We start from the raw sequence: 17,773 nt of genomic DNA on the forward strand, positions 1-17,773 counted from the left end.
CCTGACCTGTCTCAGGTTTGGCCAAAAGGCCTCTTCTCTTCATTGTGACCTAGGCGCTCAGTCGTGCTGAAAACACGCTACAAAAGGCTGCCCTGCTCCGGCGGCACCTCCGGCGTTTTCTTGCGGACGGCGGCTGGCTTGCCGCCCACCGTCAACCGACCATCAGCAAATTCAATCTCAAGAACGGCGGCTTTCTTGGCCGCCCTGGTATCCGTGACCACCGCACCGTCACCGCGCACAACGGCATAACCGCGCGCCAGCGTGGACTTGTAGCTGAGGGTTTCGCGCAACCGCTCCAAACCCTCAAGACGATCCCGCCAGCCGCGTGTCTGCCGCTGTCCCGCTTCAGACAACCGTGCCACCAGCTTTTCGAACGCCTGCGCTTTCGCCAGCCTGTCCCGCTCAAGTGCTGCGGGCCGAAAGGCCTTGGCCCGGCTGTCATATCTGTCGCGTTTCGCAGCAACGCCCCGCCCCAGCGCAGGCGCGAGCCGCAAGGCGATGCTCTCAAGCCGCCGCCTGTCATTTGCCAGCCGCTGACGCAGCGTGGCGGGCCTGAGCGATCCAGACACATCCGCCAGCCGCACCCGGCGCCGCTGTACGCCCGCAATCAGCGCTGGCTCCAGCTTCTCCGCCGCACGGTCCAGCCGTTGCCGCGGACCATCCAACAAAGTTTCAGCCCGTGGCAGCGCGCGGCCCATGTCCCGCAGCCTCTGCCCACGCATGCTGAGCCCTTGACTGACCAACTGCGCCATACGCGCTTCCTGCCCGTCCAGCCATGCGGCCAGCTCGTGGCGAACCGGGACCGCCAGCTCTGCCGCCGCCGTTGGCGTCGGTGCGCGTTTGTCCGAAACGAAGTCGATCAAAGTGGTATCTGTCTCATGGCCAACAGCAGAGATCAGCGGAATCTCGGAAGCGGCAGCCGCACGGGCGACAATTTCTTCATTGAAGCCCCACAGATCTTCGACCGATCCCCCGCCTCGTGCCACGATCAGCAGGTCGGGTCGGGGCACGGCACCCCCCGGTGTCAACGCGTTGAACCCGGCAATGGCCCGTGCCACCTCTGGCGCGCATTTGGCTCCCTGGACGGCAACCGGCCAGATCAACACCTTGCGCGGAAAGCGGTCGCGCAGACGGTGCAGAATATCGCGGATGACCGCCCCCGATGGTGACGTCACTACGCCGATGACCTCCGGCAGGTAGGGAAGAGGCCGCTTGCGCGCGGGGTCGAACAACCCCTCTTCCGCCAGCATCTTCTTGCGCTTTTCCAACAGCGCCATCAACGCGCCCATGCCCGCCGGTTTGATGTCTTCGATGACGATCTGGTATTTCGATTGCCCGCCGAAGGTGGTCACACGACCGGTGGCGACAACTTCCATCCCCTCTTCGGGCTGGGTCTCCAGCCGCGCCGACACGCCTTTCCAGATCACACCTGAAATGACCGATTTGTCGTCCTTGAGATCGAGGTAGATATGCCCCGACCGGGGACGGCTCACCCGCCCGACCTCCCCCCGGATGCGCACGTGACCGAATTCTCCTTCGATCACGCGTTTGATCGCTCCGGATATTTCGGTAACGGTGAATTCAGGGCTGTTCAGCCCTTCTGCCGGATCGTCAATCAGGTCCATATCGCGTCCTTGCCCCTCGTTGCCACACAGCTTAGAACGCCCCCCAACAAAGGCCAAGGGAGCGTAGCCAATGAACATCCTGATTTTGGGCAGCGGCGGACGCGAACATGCCCTTGCCTGGGCCACGCTGCAGAACCCCAAGTGTGACAAGCTGATCGTGGCGCCGGGCAACGCAGGCATCGCCCAGATTGCCGATTGCGCGTCCCTCGACATCATGGACGGCGGCACGGTCGTGACCTTCTGCGAGGAAAATAGCATCGACTTCGTGATCGTCGGTCCCGAAGCCCCCCTCGCCGCTGGGGTCGCCGACGACCTCAGAGGTGCCGGATTTCTTGTCTTTGGTCCCTCCGCCGCCGCCGCCCAACTGGAAGCGTCCAAGGCGTTCACCAAGGAAATCTGCGACGCCGCCAACGCCCCCACCGCAGCCTACGCGCATTGCACCAACCACGCCGACGCGCGCGCCTACGTAGAAAAACAGGGCGCACCTATCGTGATCAAGGCAGACGGTCTAGCAGCCGGCAAGGGCGTGATCATCGCAATGACAGATGCAGAGGCCGTCGCGGCCGTTGACGAGATGTTCGAGGGCGCTTTCGGCGATGCAGGTGCCGAAGTGGTGATCGAAGAGTTCATGGAAGGCGAAGAGGCGTCCTTTTTCGTCCTCTGCGACGGAGAGAACGTGCTACCCATCGGCACTGCCCAGGACCACAAGCGCGTGGGCGATGGCGATACCGGCCCAAATACCGGCGGCATGGGTGCCTATTCGCCCGCCCCCGTCCTGACCGATTCAATCGCCGAAAAGGCACTGAATGAAATCATCAGCCCGACCATGGCAGAGATGGCCAGGCGCGGCACGCCGTATCAGGGCGTGCTCTACGCTGGTTTGATGATCAAGGACGGGCAACCACGTCTGGTGGAATACAACGTCCGTTTTGGCGACCCCGAATGCCAGGTCCTGATGATGCGCCTTGGCGCACAAGCCTTTGACCTGATGCACGCCGCTGCTGATGGCCGTCTGGCCGACACGCAGGTGAATTGGGGTGACGACCACGCGCTGACGGTCGTGATGGCCGCAAAAGGCTATCCGGGCTCTTACGAAAAGGGCACCGTGATCAAAGGGCTCGACGCCTTGCCCGAAGACAGCAAGAACATGGTTTTCCACGCGGGCACAACGCTCAGCGATGGCGCAATGACGGCGACCGGTGGCCGTGTTTTGAATGTCACCGCGCGGGGCGACAGCCTTGCCGAGGCACAAAAGCGCGCCTATGCCATGGTGGATCAGATCGATTGGCCCGAAGGCTTCTGTCGCCGGGACATCGGCTGGCGCGCACTGGATTAGGACCTATTGACAGCCAAGTGCTTTGGCAAAGCTGTCGCGCCCTTGATGCGGCCCGATATCCCGCACCTCAAATCCATTTGAGCCAAAGCGGACCGCGGAGACGCGGGCCCAATCCGCTGCAGCAACCACCATTTCCGGCAGCCCTGCACAGTCGCGTATCCCCCCAGCAATATCGCGTTCTCCAATGCGGTGATTGGTAAACCCCGACACATCGGCCACAGGTTTCAGTGCGCCATCCTTGAAGCGCCAGACCCGCAGCACTTTGGCCAGATGCGGACGGTCGATATAGGCAATTTCAATCGCGCCGTCGCCATCCAGATCGGCTGCGCCGATGGGGGCTAACCAGCGATTCGTTCGCCCGATATGAGGTGTTTCAGCAATCTTGCCAGATGGCCCATAGACGGCCAGCGACCCGCCCAGGGCGACGTCCGTCTCGATGACGACCACCTCCGGCAAACCATCCCCGGTCACATCCCACAGACGCGGGGCAACATCTTCAAAGACATGATCTCGGGGCAACGTGACTGTCACTGTGCCCCGGCCAGCCACGTCGATTTGCAGTGCACCAAATTCAATGGCGTCACCTAGAATTCCGTGGGTGTATCTCTCTGTAGGTTCAGCGAACCGCGCCGCTGTGATCTCTTGGGCCGCAGCGGAGCTGGTCAGCGCCAACACCATCAAGGCGGCCCGCAGGATCATCAGATCTGCTTTTCGGGCATCTGTACGCGCAGACCGTCCAACGCATCTGTCACCTTGATCTGGCAAGTCAGACGCGACCGCTCGGGATCGGGCTCATACGCGAAATCAAGCATGTCTTCTTCCATATCGTCCTTGGCCGGAAGCTTCTCGACCCAGGCCGGATCGACGTAGACATGACAGGTCGAACAGGCACAGGCCCCGCCGCAATCCGCTTCGATCCCCGGGATGTTGTTGTCGCGCGCGCCTTCCATAACCGTCAGGCCGTTGGCCACCTCGACGACATGTTCCTTGCCGCCATGCTCGACATACGTGATTTTCGCCATTTCAGCGCCCCTTCATCAAAAACGTTTCACGTTATCTAGCGGCGCAGGCGTGGCTCTGCCAGTCCCTTTCGGCCAAGAAGGACACCCGAAGCCGCAATTGGCCGCGACGTTTGTGCAGCCTGCTAGGCAGCGGGCCGCAAAACAGCTAAAGTACAGGACAAATCAGACCCAGAGGCACCGGGCAATGAAACAGGCAGTCACCACCCTTTTGCGGCGCGCAGCACCTGCGCTTGTCGTGCTGAGCATGCTTGCAGCCTGCGAAACCACCCCCGAAGGCAGCGCCAGCTCATCCCCGGAACCCGGCGTGTTCACACCCACCCGAAATGGCCCCGAAGGCGCGCCGCCTGGTTCCTGTTGGGGCAGAACCGTCAGTCCCGCCGTGGTGGAACGCGTCAGCCAGCGCGTGCAGATCAAGCCGGCAAAAGTGAACCCCGATGGTACCGTGGCGGAACTGCCGGTCTACCGCACCGAGGACCGGCAAGTCATCGTCACCCCGCGCAAGGACAACTGGTTCGAGACACCCTGCCCTGATGTGCTGACGCCAGATTTCATCTCGTCGTTGCAGAGGGCGCTTCAGGCGCGCGGTGCCTACGGCGGGATCATCACCGGTGTGATAGACGCGCCAACCCGTGCCGCGGTGAAACGGTACCAAGCCCCAACCGGTCCCGACAGTGCAGTGTTGTCGCTTGAAAGCGCCCGCACTCTGGGTCTTGTTGCCGTTCCGCGTAGAGCAAGCGAATAGAGCACTTCACAGGGCGCATGTTCAAGTTCGCCTGTTTGCAAAGGCACGGAGTTTGAGCGTACGAAAAAGGGCGCCCGATTTGGGCGCCCTCGAACAAGTCAGTGACTGTGGTCAGGTCAGTCGCCCAGCGACAGTGCCACGAAACGCGGATCACCAGCGCGCCGCACCAGCAACAAAAGCGACTTGCGGCCCGCATCCTTGGCGGCCTGAACCCGTGCTTCAAGATCGGCAATGGTGGCGACCTTCTGCTGCCCCGCCTCGGTGATGATATCACCGGTTCGCAGACCTTTCTCAAAAGCTTCGGACGCTTCGTCCACGGCCGTCACAGCAAGACCGACCGTGTCGGTCTCAACACCCAGCTCTTCGCGAATTGTGCCTGTCAGCGGGGCCAGTGTGAGGCCCAAAAAGTCCTTGGTCTCCGGCTCTTTGTCCTGCTCAGGCGCCTCGCCACCGGTGTCAGCCGCGCCATCGGCGTCCTCACGTCGGCCCAGCACCACCTTGATGGTCTGGCTCTTGCCTTCTCGCATTACGGTGACACGAACGGTCGCTCCCACGGGGCTATTGCCCACCTGACGGACCAGCCCGCGCGTATCTTCGACCTCGACCCCGTCAAAGGACATAATCACATCGCCGGTCAGCAAACCTGCCTCCTTTGCAGGACCATCCGGCACATCCGTAATCAGCGCACCTGCGGCCTTTTCAAGCCCCATGGCATCGGCCACGTCTTGTGTGACATCCTGAATGCGCACGCCCAGCCAGCCGCGTCGCGTCTCGCCATATTCTTTCAGCTGATCAACCACTCGCGTCACAACGTTGGACGCCATGGAAAAACCAATGCCGATGGACCCACCGTTTGGCGAAAGGATCGCAGTATTCACGCCAATCACATCCCCGTCCATGTTGAACAAAGGCCCGCCGGAGTTCCCCCGGTTGATCGCCGCATCCGTCTGAATGTAGTCGTCATAGGTGCCGGACAACGCACGGTTACGGGCTGACACGATCCCGGCAGAGACCGAGAAGCCCTGACCCAGCGGGTTGCCCATGGCAATTACCCAGTCGCCGACGCGCGCCAGATTACTGTCACCGAATTTGACAAATGGCAGGGGTGTTTCAGCCTCGACCTTGAGCAGGGCGATGTCGGTGTTGGGGTCGGTGCCGATCACCGTCGCTTTCAACTCTTCGCCAGAAAAGAACTCGATCGTGATCTCATCGGCTCCATCAATAACGTGGTTATTCGTGACAACGAAACCATCTTCCGAGATGACAAAGCCGGATCCCAGCGCCGAAGACCGGCGCGGCCGCGGTCCTTCTCCATCCCGGTTGCGATCCTGAAATTCGCGAAAGAAATCCTCGAAAGGCGAGCCTTCGGGCACAATACCGCGCGGGCCTGTGCGTCCCTCCACAACCGTTGATGTCGTGATGTTGACCACTGACGGGCTTATCTTCTCTGCCAGCGGTGCAAGGCTCTCTGGCTTTGCAAAGGCTGCCACAGCCTGAGCAAGTACAAGTGCAAAGACCAATACAGTCAGCGCAATAGCGCGGATGTGCCAACCTGCGCTTGCCGGTTTGGTGATAACTCTGGCCTCAGCGGATCGCCGGATGTGCGGCATGCCCCGTGGTTGCATGGGTTTTCTCCTGCTTTCATCTCTTGGGACCGACCGGTCCAATAATAATAAAGGACAGAGTGCATCGCGGATGCCCCTGCCGCAATATGAAAGATGTGTGCGATCACGCCCATTTCAACATCGGACTTGGGTCAAATCCGACAACGAATGCGCGCAAGGCCCTTCTTTCTGATCGTAAATCCCGCAAGTGCCGGGGCTGGTTGCCAAGCAAATCAGCATGTTCGGCGTCGCTCAAGCTGTTGGATCAGAAGCCGTCGGGATCAAACGCCGATCTGGAAGGCCACCCAGACCAACACCAGCCCTGCAACGATCACCAACGCGCCGATCTGACGCACTGCACTTTCTGGCATCGACCGCAGCACTTCCAACATGCGTTCCAAAAGCGAAGGGGCCAGTGCGTACACCAGCCCCTCGAAAATCATCACCAACCCAAGGGCCAGCAGCAGGAGGCTCAATTCCGCTCTCCCTCGACGGACCGGCTGCCCTGATCAGAACGCAGGTAGTTGAAGAACTCACTGTCAGGCGACAGAACCATTGTCGAATTCTCACCCTTCAAAGCCTCTTCATATGCCGTCAGCGAACGATAGAATTCAAAGAATTCCTGATCCTTGCCGTAAGCCTGGGCAAAGATCTTGTTCCGCTCGGCATCCGCCTCACCTTCGATGATCCGTGCATCCCGACGGGCCTCGGACAGGATTTCTTCGTAAGTACGGTCCGCCAAAGCGATCACTCGCTGCGCAGCTTCCTGACCACGTGCACGTTCGTCCGTCGCCTCACGGTCCCGCTCGGCGATCATGCGTTGCAGCGTGGCGTCAAAGTTCTGCTCGGGCAGGTTCGTCTGGCGCAACCGCACGTCCACGACCTTCAAACCCAGCGCCTGCGCGCGGGCATCGGCCTTTTCGCGGATCTGATCCATCAGGCGTGCCCGGTCCGGCGACAGGATGGTGTTCGATGTCACACCCTGCGAACCCAATACGGCACGGATTTGCGATTCCATGATACCGCTCAGGTCATTGATCGCCTGACGTTCTCCTCCGGCACCGATCGCCTGCCGGTACTGAACGATGTCGGCAATGCGGAACAGCACAAACGCGTCAATCTCAAGACGGCGGTCATCGGCGGGCGTCACCTCGATCACCTCTGTCTCAAGGCTCAGAATACGGTCCTCGAAACGCACAACTTCGTCCAGCAAAGGCACCTTGAAGCCGATACCCGGCTCTATCACGACCTGTTTGATCTGGCCAAACCGCAGCACCAGTACTTTCTCACGCTCGTCCACAACAAAGATTGCGGAAAGCATCCCAACCACTGCAACCACCACTACCGGCAGCAAAAAACCCATCTTACGCATCAGTTACTCCCTCCGGAACGGCGCAGCTCATTGAGCGGCAGATAGGGCACGACACCCTGCCCGCCGGTGCCTCCAATGCCACCTTCCAAAATAATCTTGTCCACATCGCCCAGCACCTTCTGCATCGTCTCAAGATAAAGACGCTTTCGGGTGACTTCAGGCGCTTGCTGATATTCCGCAAGAACAGCTTCAAAACGGCTTGCTTCACCGACGGCGTCGTTCACGACGCGCGCACGGTACCCTTCCGCCGCTTCCAGCAACTGCGCGGACTCACCACGCGCTTCCGCTGTCCGCCGGTTGGCATAGGCATCCGCCTGACGTTCTACCCGGTCACGTTCCTGTTCAGCGGCCTGCACGTCACGAAAGGCATCTACAACCGAGGCTTGCTCGGTCGAGCCATCGGCCTTGGTGACGAGCACCGTCTGGCTGGGTGGGTCGACCTTGTTGAGGTTGACACGCAGCACGTTGATACCTGTCTGGCGATTATCCAGCGTTGTCTGGATCAATTCCTTGACCCGGTCCGCAACGGTCCCACGGTCCCGGCTCAGGATCGGCGCCAGTTCGGATTGCGCGATCACTTCGCGCATCGCGGATTCTGAAATCGCCCGAACGCTTGCATCCGGATCCCGCAGCGAGAATTTGAAATCCTTGGCATTCTTGATGTTCCAGACGACTTGGAAATCAATGTCCACGATATTCTCGTCCGTTGTCAGCATCAGACCGTCGTTGTCGCTGTTGCCCCGGCCCACACCGATCTCTTCGGTGCGGTTTGTCGTCACGTCGAATACTTCTGCGGTCACGACAGGCCACGGCGCAAAGTTCAGACCCTCTGTACCGATCCCGGAAAACTCTCCAAGAAACAGTTCAATCGACTGCTGTTCAGGACGCACGGTGTAGAAACTTGCAAAGGCCCAGGCGGCAATGGCCACCACAAGTCCCAGCCCGACTGTGCCACGGGTGATCACCGGACCGCCACTGCCAGATCCACCGGATCCAGTGCCACGGTCGCGGCCACCTCCGCCTCCCATCAGCACGCGCAGCTGTTCCTGGCCCTTTTTGACCAGTTCATCAATTTCAGGGATCTGCGGCTTGTCACCGCCCGGTCCGCGTCCACCGCCGCCCGTGCCACGATTGCCGGGGCCTTCGTCCCGACCCCCGTCATCACCAGAGTTTCCACCGCTGCCCCAAGGGCCGCCATTGTTACCAGCCATGTAGTCCTATTCCCTTCTTGCGCCGCTATATTGCGGCCAACGTTTTTTCCGTCATCGTTGTTGATGCTTGTGATGTGTGTGCAAAACCACCAAATTCAAGCAGTACGCATCGGATTGCGCATGGTCACCAACTCTTCCGACATGGTTGGGTGCACCGCGCATGTCGCATCGAATTGTTCCTTAGTCAGTTTGTTCTTCACCGCAATCCCTGCCATCTGGATCAACTCACCCGCGTGCGGTGCGACGATATGACAACCCAGCACCACGCGTGTCTCCTTGGATACCACGAGCTTCATCAACACGCGGTTGGACTTGCCGGCAAAGGCCGTCTGCATCGGTTTGAAGGAAGTGCAGTAAATCTCGACCTCTTCCTGATCCCGCGCATCTTCCTCGCTCATCCCCACGGTGCCCATCTCAGGCTGGGTGAAAATCGCGCTTGGGATCAGCTCGTGATCGACAGGTGTCGGATTGCCCCCGAAAACAGTCTCGACAAAAGCCATGCCCTCTCGGATCGCCACTGGCGTGAGGTTCACCCGGTCCGTCACATCGCCAATGGCATAGACAGACGGCACGTCTGTCTGGCTGTAGTCATTCACCTTGATTTCACCACGGCGGCCCAGCTGCACCCCGATATCTTCCAGCCCCATGTCCTTGGTGGATGGATCGCGCCCCGTGGCGAACAATACCATGTCAAAGACCTTTTCGCCGCCATTGGTGGATTTCACCCAGATCGGCCCCGACTGGCCGGCAGAAGCCCCCTTGCCTTGCTCACGCAACACTTCGGCCTGTTGCACCGAAGCACCCATCGCCGCATCCGACGCGGTGGGCTGCGGCCCGTCCTCGCGCTCCGAAGCCAGCGTCATCTCAACAATATTGCTGCCCACGTGCAGATCGATGCCGTTGTCGCGCATGCTTTCCGCCACCAGTCCGCGCGCTTCTTCATCAAAGCCCCGCAGGATCTGCGCACCGCGGTAGTACTGCGTCACCTCGACACCCAGCCCGTTGAAGATACAGGCGAACTCGCAGGCGATATAGCCGCCGCCGATGATCAGGATAGACTTGGGCAGCTGCGCGAGATGAAAGATATCGTCCGATACGATCCCCAGATCGGCATTGGGCAAGTCAGGCCGCACCGGACGCCCGCCCGTGGCCACAAGGATATGCTTGGCCGTCTTTGTCGTGCCATCGGCCAATTCGACCGTATGCGCGTCCTTCAAAACAGCACGCTGATCGAACCGGTCCACACCCGACCCATCCAGTAGCTTCTTGTAGACCCCCTCAAGCCGGTCCAACTCATCGTTGAGCCGCGAACGGAACCTGTGCCAGTCAAACGGCCCCGCCTTCAGATCCCAGCCGTAGGCCGCGGCCTCTTCCGGTACGCTGGAATACTCCGAGGCGAACACCATCAGCTTTTTCGGCACACAGCCCCGGATCACGCATGTCCCGCCATAGCGGTCATCCTCGGCCAGCGCCACCTTGGCCCCATGCTCTCCTGCTGCCACGCGGGCCGCACGAACCCCGCCGGAACCCCCTCCGATCACAAAGAGGTCGTAGTCAAATTCATCCGCCATGCTGATATTCCTTAGTCGCTGAGGTCGGAAAACAGGTTGTCTGTCTCCACGAAATCCAGCCGCTCTGTGGCGACCGTGCCCTCATTTATGTCCCGCACCTCGACGCGGCCATCCCCATAGCCGATCACAACTGCGTCACAGATATCGATGAACAGCCCGTTTTCCACCACGCCTGGCATCTGATTGATGACCAACGCCAGCTGGCGTGCATTGCCGATCCGATTGAGGTGCAGATCCAGAATATGGTTCCCTTCGTCGGTGACAAAGGGCACCTCCCCGTTCATCCGCAACGTGGAGGTTCGGCCCAGCACATCCATGCTGATCAAGGTTTCCTCAACCAGCGCCTGCGTGGTTTGCCACCCAAACGGGATCACCTCAATCGGCAAGGGGAACGCGCCCAGCGTCTCCACCTCCTTGCCCACATCCGCAATCACCACCATCTGGTCCGACGCCGTGGCCACGATCTTTTCCTGCAACAATGCGCCGCCGCCACCCTTGATCAGATTAAGATCGCCATCAAACTCATCCGCCCCGTCAATGGTCAGGTCCAGCCACTTGGCCTCATCCAGCGAAATCACTTCGATCCCGACCTCACGCGCCAGTGCCGCCGTCCGACTTGAGGTCGGCACCCCCTTGATGCGCAAGCCGTCATCGCGCACCATCTCGCCCAGACACCGCACCAGCCAGGCTGCGGTCGACCCGGTGCCAAGCCCCACGCGCATCCCGTCTTCCACGTATTGCGCCGCGCGCTTGGCGGCGACGAATTTTGCCTTGTCGATGGGGGACAGCTCTCCAGCCATGTGGCAACTCCGATGCAGATGGTTTTCAGGCGTTATAGGGAGATTCCCCATTAGGTGCGAGGGTGCCACGTGTCTTTTTTCGCGCACCCCCGACCTCTCTGGGATGGAGCCGCCCTTGCCTGAGCACAGACGGCCTTGCTGGCACGGCGGCATCCAGAGAAATCGCCGAGGGACCCGCCCTTGCGGGAGACGGCTATTTCTCTTGAGGGCGACGGGGCGGTAAGGCAGGCAGGGATCAGGCAAGGGCGGCTCCATCCTCTCTGGGAGGGTGAGACCCGCAGCCCGGAAACGATGGCCCCGAGGCGTCCGGCCTGCCTGTCCTTGCAATCAAGGGCGAAGAGGCGTCGGCCGATGAGCCACGCCCGAAAACACCCCAAACAGGTCGTTTTCACGCGTCCGCGAGACAGACACAGGAACTATCACCACATTCATGACCTATGTGTTGCACTATGCGCCTGACAACGCCTCCCTGATCATCCGCCTCGCGCTTGAGCACCGCGGTCTGCCCTACCGTACCCAACTGGTAGACCGCGCCGCCCGCGCGCAGGAAAGCGCGGCCTATCTTACCCTCAATCCGAATGGCCTGATCCCGGTGCTGGAAACCCCGCAAGGCCCGCTGTTCGAGACCGGCGCAATTCTGCTCTGGCTGGCCGATACCCATGGAAACCTTGGCCCCGGGCCTGATGACACCGACCGGGGCGATTTCCTCAAGTGGCTTTTTTATCTGTCAAACACGCCCCACGCCATGCTGCGGCTGCTGTTCTACCCCCAGAAATACACGACACCAGACCATGCGGATGCCCTGCGCGACGGCCTGACCGGCCAGATTGCCCGCAGCTTTGCGATCCTCGACAGCATCGCCGCAAATAACCCCAAATGGCTGGGCGGGACTGAAGCTTCCGTCCTCGACTTCTATCTCTGCGCATTGCTGCGCTGGTGCGCCCTCTACCCTGTTGAGGCCGACCGAAGCTGGTTCACCCTGCGCGCCTACCCCGCGCTTGAGCACATCTGCGCCGATGTTGAGACGCTGCCTTGTACTGCCGCCTTGCAAAGTGCTGAAGGTCTGGGCGATACGCCCTTTACCGCACCACGCTATCCCACCCCGCCAGAAGGCAGTGCCACCTGATGTTTCTTTCCGTCTTCGAAATGTTCAAAGTGGGCATCGGCCCCTCCTCATCGCACACCATGGGTCCGATGGTTGCTGCCGCACGCTTCCTCGATCTCATGCGCGCCTCGCCCTTTCACTTCTCTGGCCTGCGCGCCTCGCTTCATGGTTCGCTTGCCTTCACCGGTGTGGGACATGCCACGGACCGCGCCACGATCCTCGGCCTCGCCGGGCTCACGCCAGAAGACTACGACGCTGACAAAGCAGAGGCGACACTCAACGCGATAAACGAGACGCATCAGATCACAGTAGAGGGGCTTGCGCCGCTCGCCTTCAACCCCAAGACCGACCTGATCTTTGACTATGAACACAAGCTTGAAGGGCACGCCAATGGCATGCAGCTGATGGCCACGGACGCGCAGGGCGACATCACTTTGCGCGAAACCTACTACTCCATCGGCGGCGGTTTCGTGATTACAGAGGCCGAGCTGGCCGCTGGCAAGGACACGGATGAGGGCGCGCCGGTGCCCTTCCCGTTCAAGACCGCTGCCGAGATGCTGCAAATGGCAAATTCCTCTGGCAAGTCTATCGCTGGCATGAAGCGCGCCAATGAGGTGTCGCGCAATGGCGAGATCCGTTTGCGCAACGGCACAAAACGTCTGTGGCAGGTGATGAACGATTGCATCAATCGCGGTCTCGCCGCCGAAGGTGTCCTGCCGGGGGGATTGAACGTCAAACGCCGGGCAAAAGGCATTCACGACGCGCTGCTGGCCGAACGTGGCCTCAACATCTCGGCCCCGCACACGATCAATGACTGGATGAGCGTCTATGCCATGGCCGTGAACGAAGAAAACGCCGCTGGCGGTCAGGTCGTTACCGCCCCGACCAATGGCGCGGCAGGCGTTTTGCCGGCCACCCTGCGCTATTACCTGGATCACGTGCCCGGCGCGTCAGAGACACATATAGAGGATTTCCTGCTGACGGCCGCTGCTATCGGCGGGTTGGTCAAATTCAACGCCTCTATCTCAGGTGCCGAAGCAGGCTGTCAGGCCGAAGTCGGCTCGGCTGCGGCGATGTCGGCTGCGGGTCTTTGCGCGGTGATGGGCGGCACGCCGGAACAGGTTGAAAATGCAGCCGAAATCGCGCTTGAGCATCATCTGGGCATGACCTGCGATCCGGTCAAGGGATTGGTCCAGGTGCCTTGTATCGAACGCAACGGTCTTGGTGCCATCAAGGCCGTGTCAGCGGCCTCGCTCGCCCTGCGCGGCGATGGCACGCACCTTGTTCCGCTTGACGCCTGCATCGAAACCATGCGGCAAACAGGTGAGGACATGTCCGAGAAATACAAGGAAACCTCTCTCGGCGGCCTCGCTGTCAACGTCCCCAATTGTTAAGCGAAGGCTTATGACCAATCCTGCCACCGGCGACGCCCTGCGCTTTCTCGAACTGACACTGAACGAAGCGCAGGCAACCGTGCGCGGCTATGATACCAAAGCGCAGATCGTCGGGATCGGATACACCTTCGCGCTCAATATCGTGGCAAATGTCAGCCAAGGCTTTCCCCGTTCGGCTGACGGCTCGCTTGTCGCGCTTGTGATCTTCTGGGGCATCGTCATGGCCCCGCTTTTTCTGTTCGGTGCCGTCCTTTATCCATCGCGCAAACTCGCGCCAAAAATCCACGCGGGCGATGCTGAACCACGGCGTTTGATGTATGTTGAAACTCCGCGCTTCGAAGATGTCAGCGCCCTGCGCGCCGCCACTCTGGATACCGATTGGCACAACGAGATGTGCTATGAAGTTCTCAAGGTCTCCCGCCTGCGCGAAAAAAAGCGCGGTCGTTTTATCCGGGCATTGGCCGCCACCGCAGTCTCCTTTGCAGTGCTGTGCACACTTGAGGCCATCCGCCTTCTTTGACGACAAAGCAAACGCGGCTCTCTTGCACAGCAGTTGAGTTCACCGTTGGTTGGGTGATCTCAGGCGATCCTCACCGCCTTATGATCAGAAGCCCAGTCCAAGATCAAACGGCGTGCAAAGCTTTCAGAACCCACGCGCGCGCCGTTGAACGGTTTGAGGTCGAGACGCCATGCTGCAACCAATCCTCCGAATTCGAGATCTAGAAATTCTCCCAATCTGAGATCGCCGGGTCAGCCTGAGGGGCCTCAAGCGCCAGCGCCGTATTACCGACGACAGGCATTGCCACTTCTGCCTTGGTGGCCTTTGATCCGGATGCAGGAGGCGTGCGCCGATGTACCGGTGTATCGTCACCACTTCCAATCTCAAAACTGCCAATGGCCGTGGCAAGATGCTGGGCCTGCTGCGCCAGAGATTGGGTAACGGAATTTGTTTCCTCAAACATGGCGGCGTTTTGCTGGGTGACCCCTTCAAGATGCTTCATCGCCTCGCTCGATTCGGCGATTCCAAGGGACTGTTCCTTGGATGAGCTGTCGATCACGGTCACATGGCCCGAAATTTCCTCAACCGCTGCAACGATTCCGTCAAGCGCCGCACCGGTCTCGCGGACCAATCGAACGCCATCTGTCACCTGGTCCCTGCTGGTAGCGATCAGATCGGCAATCTCCTTGGCCGCCTCTGAGGATCGCAAGGCAAGCGCGCGCACCTCAGAGGCCACAACAGAAAAGCCGCGCCCCGCTTCTCCTGCCCTGGCTGCTTCAACGCCTGCGTTCAGCGCCAACAGATTGGTCTGGAACGCGATATCCTCGATCAGCCGCACGATCTTGCTGATCTCACCTGATGATTCTTCGATCTTGTGCATCTTGCCGATGGCGTTTTGTACCACGCGCTCGGATACGGCCGCTTTTTCCTTGGCATCGCCGACCGAGCGGCTGGCTTCCTGCGCGTTTACCGACGTGGTGCGGGAATGCTCCGATATCTGCGAGATTGCTGCAGTCGTTTCCTCCAGTGTCGCGGCCTGCGCTTCGGTGCGGCGCGCCAGATTGTCCGCAGCCTGTTCAATCGCGAACACGTCACTGATGATGGTCCCGGCGCGATCCTTGACCAGGATCATGGCCGCCTGAAGCGCCTCGCTAGCCAAATTGAAGTCTCGACGCAGATCCTCATATTTTGTGGGGAAGGCGTCATCGATCTTGCTTGTCAGCCGCCCTTGGGACAGATGGTGAAGTGCGGCACCCAAGGCCGACACGACCATCGTGATCTCGGCTTCGTCCTTTGCTTTGCGGTCCCGTTCGACCTGCTCAAGCTCGCGGGCATGGCGGTCGGCGGCACGCGCTTTCTCTGTCTCGGACTCCGCCTCCTTGCGCGCGGCTTCGGCAGTTGTTTTCGCATCCTCCGCTTCACGCAGGGCTGATTTCACGCGGGCCTGGGCTGTTTCCGTATTCGCAAGGGCTGTCCGTGCCTCATCTGCCGAGGCAAGCGCCTGGGCTCCGATCTTGGCAACATCTTCTTCCGCTGCAATCTGTCTGCGCAAAGCAGACCAGAGCACCGCAGCCTCAATAACCACAATGACGCCATGCAGCGCCGTGCGCTCAAGATTGGCCAAAGTGTCCGACGACGGATAAGCAAGCTGGGGCATCAGCACCGACAGACCAAGGTGATGCACAGCAATCATCCCCGCCATGGCAAGAATTACGATCGGCTCAGACAAATAGATACAAACCGCCAGAAGCGCGAAAAAAAGCATGTGGCTGTCAATTTGCCAAGCATGATCGGACAAGGCCGCGGTGATACAGATCGCCTGACCGATAAGGCCCATGCCAACATAGATGCGGCCCGCAACCGCCCGCAGTCTTGCCCCCCAAAAGCCAACGGCGGCAAAAAGCACCGCAGCACCACCCATAATAAGCACGCTGTTGTCTGCGATCCATGCTGCCAACAGCGTGAAAGGGATCAGGGCAACACTTCCGTAAACCAGTTGATGCGCTGCCTGTACCTGTTGCGTGGCCCGCGTATCTGTCAATTGATCGGTCATGTTGACACCCCGCACAACAGCGCCACCGGACGCCCATCAGCGACAAACCAGGCACCTGCGCTGCGCAGGTTATCGGCAAAGTCCGGACTGTCGGATTGTGCGAGCAGCCCCAATGGCATGGACGACGGACCAACAGGGTGGCCTCCTGCCGCTGCAACTATCGCTTCTCTGGCGATCCAGGGCGGCGCAATGACAAGGGCAACATCGCCCGGAACCGGCCTGCTGCTGGCCAGACTGAGAATTGGGGCCGAAAGGCCGACGGCGGCACATGCGGCCAAATGAATTGTGATGGTCATTACAAAACTCCGTTTGCAGAGTGCTGCTTAACGGACCAATCCCTAACATTCGTCTAACGTGTTGCCACCGTCAGCGGCGCACCTCCACTTCGTATCCGCGCTCTTCTGGCTCATCATCCACAAGTTCTGTCGGAAATCCCGGTGCCGTGATGCTCAGACCTGTTGCCTGTTCCAGCCGTTCGATCATTCGGTCCGACTGGGCCCGTTCACCAAAGCGACGCTGACCATCCGTCAGCATGTCGATCATAAGCGGCGACAGCTCAAGCGGAACACCGTTATCATCAGCCAGTTTCTGAAACAGACCAACGTCCTTTTGGACCAGATCAAGCGTGAAGTTCACATCCCGCGATCCCGACAGGATCAGCTGGCTCTCTGTCTCGTGAACGAACGAATTGCCCGAAGACGCCGCGATTGCCTCATAGGTCACGCCAAGGTCCATTCCCGCCGCCTTCATGACGGTAAGTGCTTCACACAGAGACAAAAGGTTGATGGTTGCCAGATAGTTGGTCATGACTTTCAAGGTGCTCGACGTGCCCACATCACCCACGTGAAGAATGCGCCGCCCCATGTGGGTCAGGATTGGCAGCACCTTGTCGAAGGTGTCCCGCGTGCAACCTGCGTAGATCGAGATGTTGCCCGTATCCGCCCGGTGACACCCGCCTGAAACAGGACAATCCACCGCCTCTCCACCCTGTGCAATGACCGCTTCGGCATGGTCTTTGATCTGCCCGGCATCCGTGGTGGACATCTCCATCCAGATCTTCCCCGGTCCCACATGGGGCAGCATTTCGGCCACCACGGCCGCGCAGGCGGCGGGGCTGGGCAGGCAGGTGATTACAGCATCGCAGGTCTGCATCAGATCAGCCGCTGACACCCCTGCACGCGCCCCGCGCGATGCAAAATCGGCAACAAAATCAGCGTTCAGATCAAAGACCGCCAAATCCGTGCCATTCCGCAACAGCGACCCCGCCAGCTTGCCGCCGACATTGCCCAGACCGATAAACCCAACTTTCATTCTGCTCTCCCTCGCGTCTTTGTGCCATCAGCAAGGTCCACCAACGACCTGTCGCGCCCAAACACGACCTCGGCTTTTGCCCAGACAAATTTCTTGCAGGATCCTACCCTTTTTTTTCAAAATTCTGG

17 protein-coding genes are annotated in these 17,773 nt (G+C 60.1%); 5 read left to right on the top strand and 12 right to left on the bottom strand.

Annotated elements, in window-relative coordinates:
• Positions 1-77: 77 nt before the first annotated feature.
• A complete protein-coding gene (gene xseA, locus GV827_RS01965; RefSeq protein WP_164352001.1) occupies positions 78-1,625 on the bottom strand; it encodes an exodeoxyribonuclease VII large subunit in 1,548 nt (515 codons plus the stop codon).
• Between the two features lie 70 nt (positions 1,626-1,695).
• On the opposite strand from xseA, the gene purD reads away from it, so the two are divergent.
• The gene (purD, locus tag GV827_RS01970; RefSeq protein ID WP_164352002.1) at positions 1,696-2,961 is read left to right on the top strand and encodes a phosphoribosylamine--glycine ligase; all 1,266 of its coding nucleotides are present in this window, start codon (positions 1,696-1,698) and stop codon (positions 2,959-2,961) included.
• A gap of 3 nt (positions 2,962-2,964) precedes the next feature.
• On the opposite strand, the gene GV827_RS01975 is transcribed toward purD, so the two are convergent.
• Together GV827_RS01975 and GV827_RS01980 are read right to left on the bottom strand one after the other, a co-directional pair.
• On the bottom strand, positions 2,965-3,660 hold the full coding sequence (locus tag GV827_RS01975; protein ID WP_164352003.1) for an FG-GAP repeat domain-containing protein: 696 nt from the start codon (positions 3,658-3,660) through the stop codon (positions 2,965-2,967).
• The gene (locus GV827_RS01980) at positions 3,660-3,983 is read right to left on the bottom strand and encodes a 2Fe-2S iron-sulfur cluster-binding protein (RefSeq protein WP_164352004.1); all 324 of its coding nucleotides are present in this window, start codon (positions 3,981-3,983) and stop codon (positions 3,660-3,662) included. The genes GV827_RS01975 and GV827_RS01980 overlap by 1 nt, the downstream gene beginning before the upstream one ends.
• Before the next feature lie 184 nt (positions 3,984-4,167).
• On the opposite strand from GV827_RS01980, the gene GV827_RS01985 reads away from it, so the two are divergent.
• Complete coding sequence (locus GV827_RS01985; RefSeq protein WP_164352005.1) at positions 4,168-4,725, top strand: peptidoglycan-binding domain-containing protein; 558 nt, start codon at positions 4,168-4,170, stop codon at positions 4,723-4,725.
• A gap of 116 nt (positions 4,726-4,841) precedes the next feature.
• Here GV827_RS01985 and GV827_RS01990 read toward each other — a convergent pair whose 3' ends face one another.
• From GV827_RS01990 to rpiA, 6 genes are all read right to left on the bottom strand, one after another.
• Positions 4,842-6,350, bottom strand: coding sequence for a DegQ family serine endoprotease (locus GV827_RS01990; RefSeq protein WP_164352006.1), 1,509 nt, complete (start codon positions 6,348-6,350; stop codon positions 4,842-4,844).
• A gap of 260 nt (positions 6,351-6,610) precedes the next feature.
• Entirely contained in the window at positions 6,611-6,805 is a 195-nt protein-coding gene (locus tag GV827_RS01995) for a DUF2065 domain-containing protein (protein WP_164352007.1), read from the bottom strand.
• Positions 6,802-7,701 (bottom strand): protease modulator HflC, encoded by a 900-nt coding sequence (gene hflC / locus GV827_RS02000; RefSeq protein WP_164352008.1) that lies wholly within the window; start codon positions 7,699-7,701, stop codon positions 6,802-6,804. Before hflC ends, GV827_RS01995 begins: the two co-directional genes overlap by 4 nt.
• Positions 7,701-8,912 carry an FtsH protease activity modulator HflK gene (hflK, locus tag GV827_RS02005; protein ID WP_204325667.1) on the bottom strand — a complete coding sequence of 404 codons (1,212 nt, stop codon included), beginning with the start codon at positions 8,910-8,912 and terminating at the stop codon, positions 7,701-7,703. Before hflK ends, hflC begins: the two co-directional genes overlap by 1 nt.
• Before the next feature lie 95 nt (positions 8,913-9,007).
• On the bottom strand, positions 9,008-10,483 hold the full coding sequence (locus GV827_RS02010) for an FAD-dependent oxidoreductase (protein WP_164352009.1): 1,476 nt from the start codon (positions 10,481-10,483) through the stop codon (positions 9,008-9,010).
• A gap of 11 nt (positions 10,484-10,494) precedes the next feature.
• Positions 10,495-11,283, bottom strand: a complete 789-nt coding sequence (gene rpiA, locus GV827_RS02015; RefSeq protein ID WP_164352010.1) for a ribose-5-phosphate isomerase RpiA — start codon at positions 11,281-11,283, stop codon at positions 10,495-10,497.
• Between the two features lie 430 nt (positions 11,284-11,713).
• On the opposite strand from rpiA, the gene GV827_RS02020 reads away from it, so the two are divergent.
• The 3 genes from GV827_RS02020 to GV827_RS02030 are packed head-to-tail and all read left to right on the top strand — an operon-like array spanning position 11,714 to position 14,302.
• Positions 11,714-12,409, top strand: a complete 696-nt coding sequence (locus GV827_RS02020) for a glutathione S-transferase family protein (protein WP_164352011.1) — start codon at positions 11,714-11,716, stop codon at positions 12,407-12,409.
• The gene (locus GV827_RS02025) at positions 12,409-13,782 is read left to right on the top strand and encodes an L-serine ammonia-lyase (RefSeq protein WP_164352012.1); all 1,374 of its coding nucleotides are present in this window, start codon (positions 12,409-12,411) and stop codon (positions 13,780-13,782) included. The genes GV827_RS02020 and GV827_RS02025 overlap by 1 nt, the downstream gene beginning before the upstream one ends.
• Positions 13,783-13,792: 10 nt before the next feature.
• Complete coding sequence (locus GV827_RS02030) at positions 13,793-14,302, top strand: hypothetical protein (protein ID WP_164352013.1); 510 nt, start codon at positions 13,793-13,795, stop codon at positions 14,300-14,302.
• Positions 14,303-14,501: 199 nt separating this feature from the next.
• Here GV827_RS02030 and GV827_RS02035 read toward each other — a convergent pair whose 3' ends face one another.
• From GV827_RS02035 to GV827_RS02045, 3 genes are all read right to left on the bottom strand, one after another.
• Positions 14,502-16,334 (bottom strand): methyl-accepting chemotaxis protein, encoded by a 1,833-nt coding sequence (locus GV827_RS02035; RefSeq protein WP_164352014.1) that lies wholly within the window; start codon positions 16,332-16,334, stop codon positions 14,502-14,504.
• Positions 16,331-16,630, bottom strand: a complete 300-nt coding sequence (locus tag GV827_RS02040) for a hypothetical protein (RefSeq protein WP_164352015.1) — start codon at positions 16,628-16,630, stop codon at positions 16,331-16,333. Before GV827_RS02040 ends, GV827_RS02035 begins: the two co-directional genes overlap by 4 nt.
• A gap of 70 nt (positions 16,631-16,700) precedes the next feature.
• Positions 16,701-17,645 (bottom strand): NAD(P)-dependent oxidoreductase, encoded by a 945-nt coding sequence (locus GV827_RS02045; RefSeq protein WP_164352016.1) that lies wholly within the window; start codon positions 17,643-17,645, stop codon positions 16,701-16,703.
• Between the last annotated feature and the right edge of the window lie 128 nt (positions 17,646-17,773).

Source organism: Sulfitobacter sediminilitoris, from assembly GCF_010667575.1.
GTDB classification, from domain to species: domain Bacteria; phylum Pseudomonadota; class Alphaproteobacteria; order Rhodobacterales; family Rhodobacteraceae; genus Sulfitobacter; species Sulfitobacter sediminilitoris.

Coding starts and splice junctions, on each gene's coding strand:
- GV827_RS02045 (WP_164352016.1), bottom strand. CDS start 17,645: ATGAAAGTTGGGTTTATCGGTCTGGGCAATGTCGGCGGCAAGCTGGCG.
- GV827_RS02010 (WP_164352009.1), bottom strand. CDS start 10,483: ATGGCGGATGAATTTGACTACGACCTCTTTGTGATCGGAGGGGGTTCC.
- GV827_RS02035 (WP_164352014.1), bottom strand. CDS start 16,334: ATGACCGATCAATTGACAGATACGCGGGCCACGCAACAGGTACAGGCA.
- GV827_RS01980 (WP_164352004.1), bottom strand. CDS start 3,983: ATGGCGAAAATCACGTATGTCGAGCATGGCGGCAAGGAACATGTCGTC.
- GV827_RS02020 (WP_164352011.1), top strand. CDS start 11,714: ATGACCTATGTGTTGCACTATGCGCCTGACAACGCCTCCCTGATCATC.
- GV827_RS01990 (WP_164352006.1), bottom strand. CDS start 6,350: ATGCAACCACGGGGCATGCCGCACATCCGGCGATCCGCTGAGGCCAGA.
- hflK (WP_204325667.1), bottom strand. CDS start 8,912: ATGGCTGGTAACAATGGCGGCCCTTGGGGCAGCGGTGGAAACTCTGGT.
- rpiA (WP_164352010.1), bottom strand. CDS start 11,283: ATGGCTGGAGAGCTGTCCCCCATCGACAAGGCAAAATTCGTCGCCGCC.
- GV827_RS01985 (WP_164352005.1), top strand. CDS start 4,168: ATGAAACAGGCAGTCACCACCCTTTTGCGGCGCGCAGCACCTGCGCTT.
- GV827_RS01975 (WP_164352003.1), bottom strand. CDS start 3,660: ATGATCCTGCGGGCCGCCTTGATGGTGTTGGCGCTGACCAGCTCCGCT.
- GV827_RS02040 (WP_164352015.1), bottom strand. CDS start 16,630: ATGACCATCACAATTCATTTGGCCGCATGTGCCGCCGTCGGCCTTTCG.
- xseA (WP_164352001.1), bottom strand. CDS start 1,625: ATGGACCTGATTGACGATCCGGCAGAAGGGCTGAACAGCCCTGAATTC.
- purD (WP_164352002.1), top strand. CDS start 1,696: ATGAACATCCTGATTTTGGGCAGCGGCGGACGCGAACATGCCCTTGCC.
- hflC (WP_164352008.1), bottom strand. CDS start 7,701: ATGCGTAAGATGGGTTTTTTGCTGCCGGTAGTGGTGGTTGCAGTGGTT.
- GV827_RS02025 (WP_164352012.1), top strand. CDS start 12,409: ATGTTTCTTTCCGTCTTCGAAATGTTCAAAGTGGGCATCGGCCCCTCC.
- GV827_RS02030 (WP_164352013.1), top strand. CDS start 13,793: ATGACCAATCCTGCCACCGGCGACGCCCTGCGCTTTCTCGAACTGACA.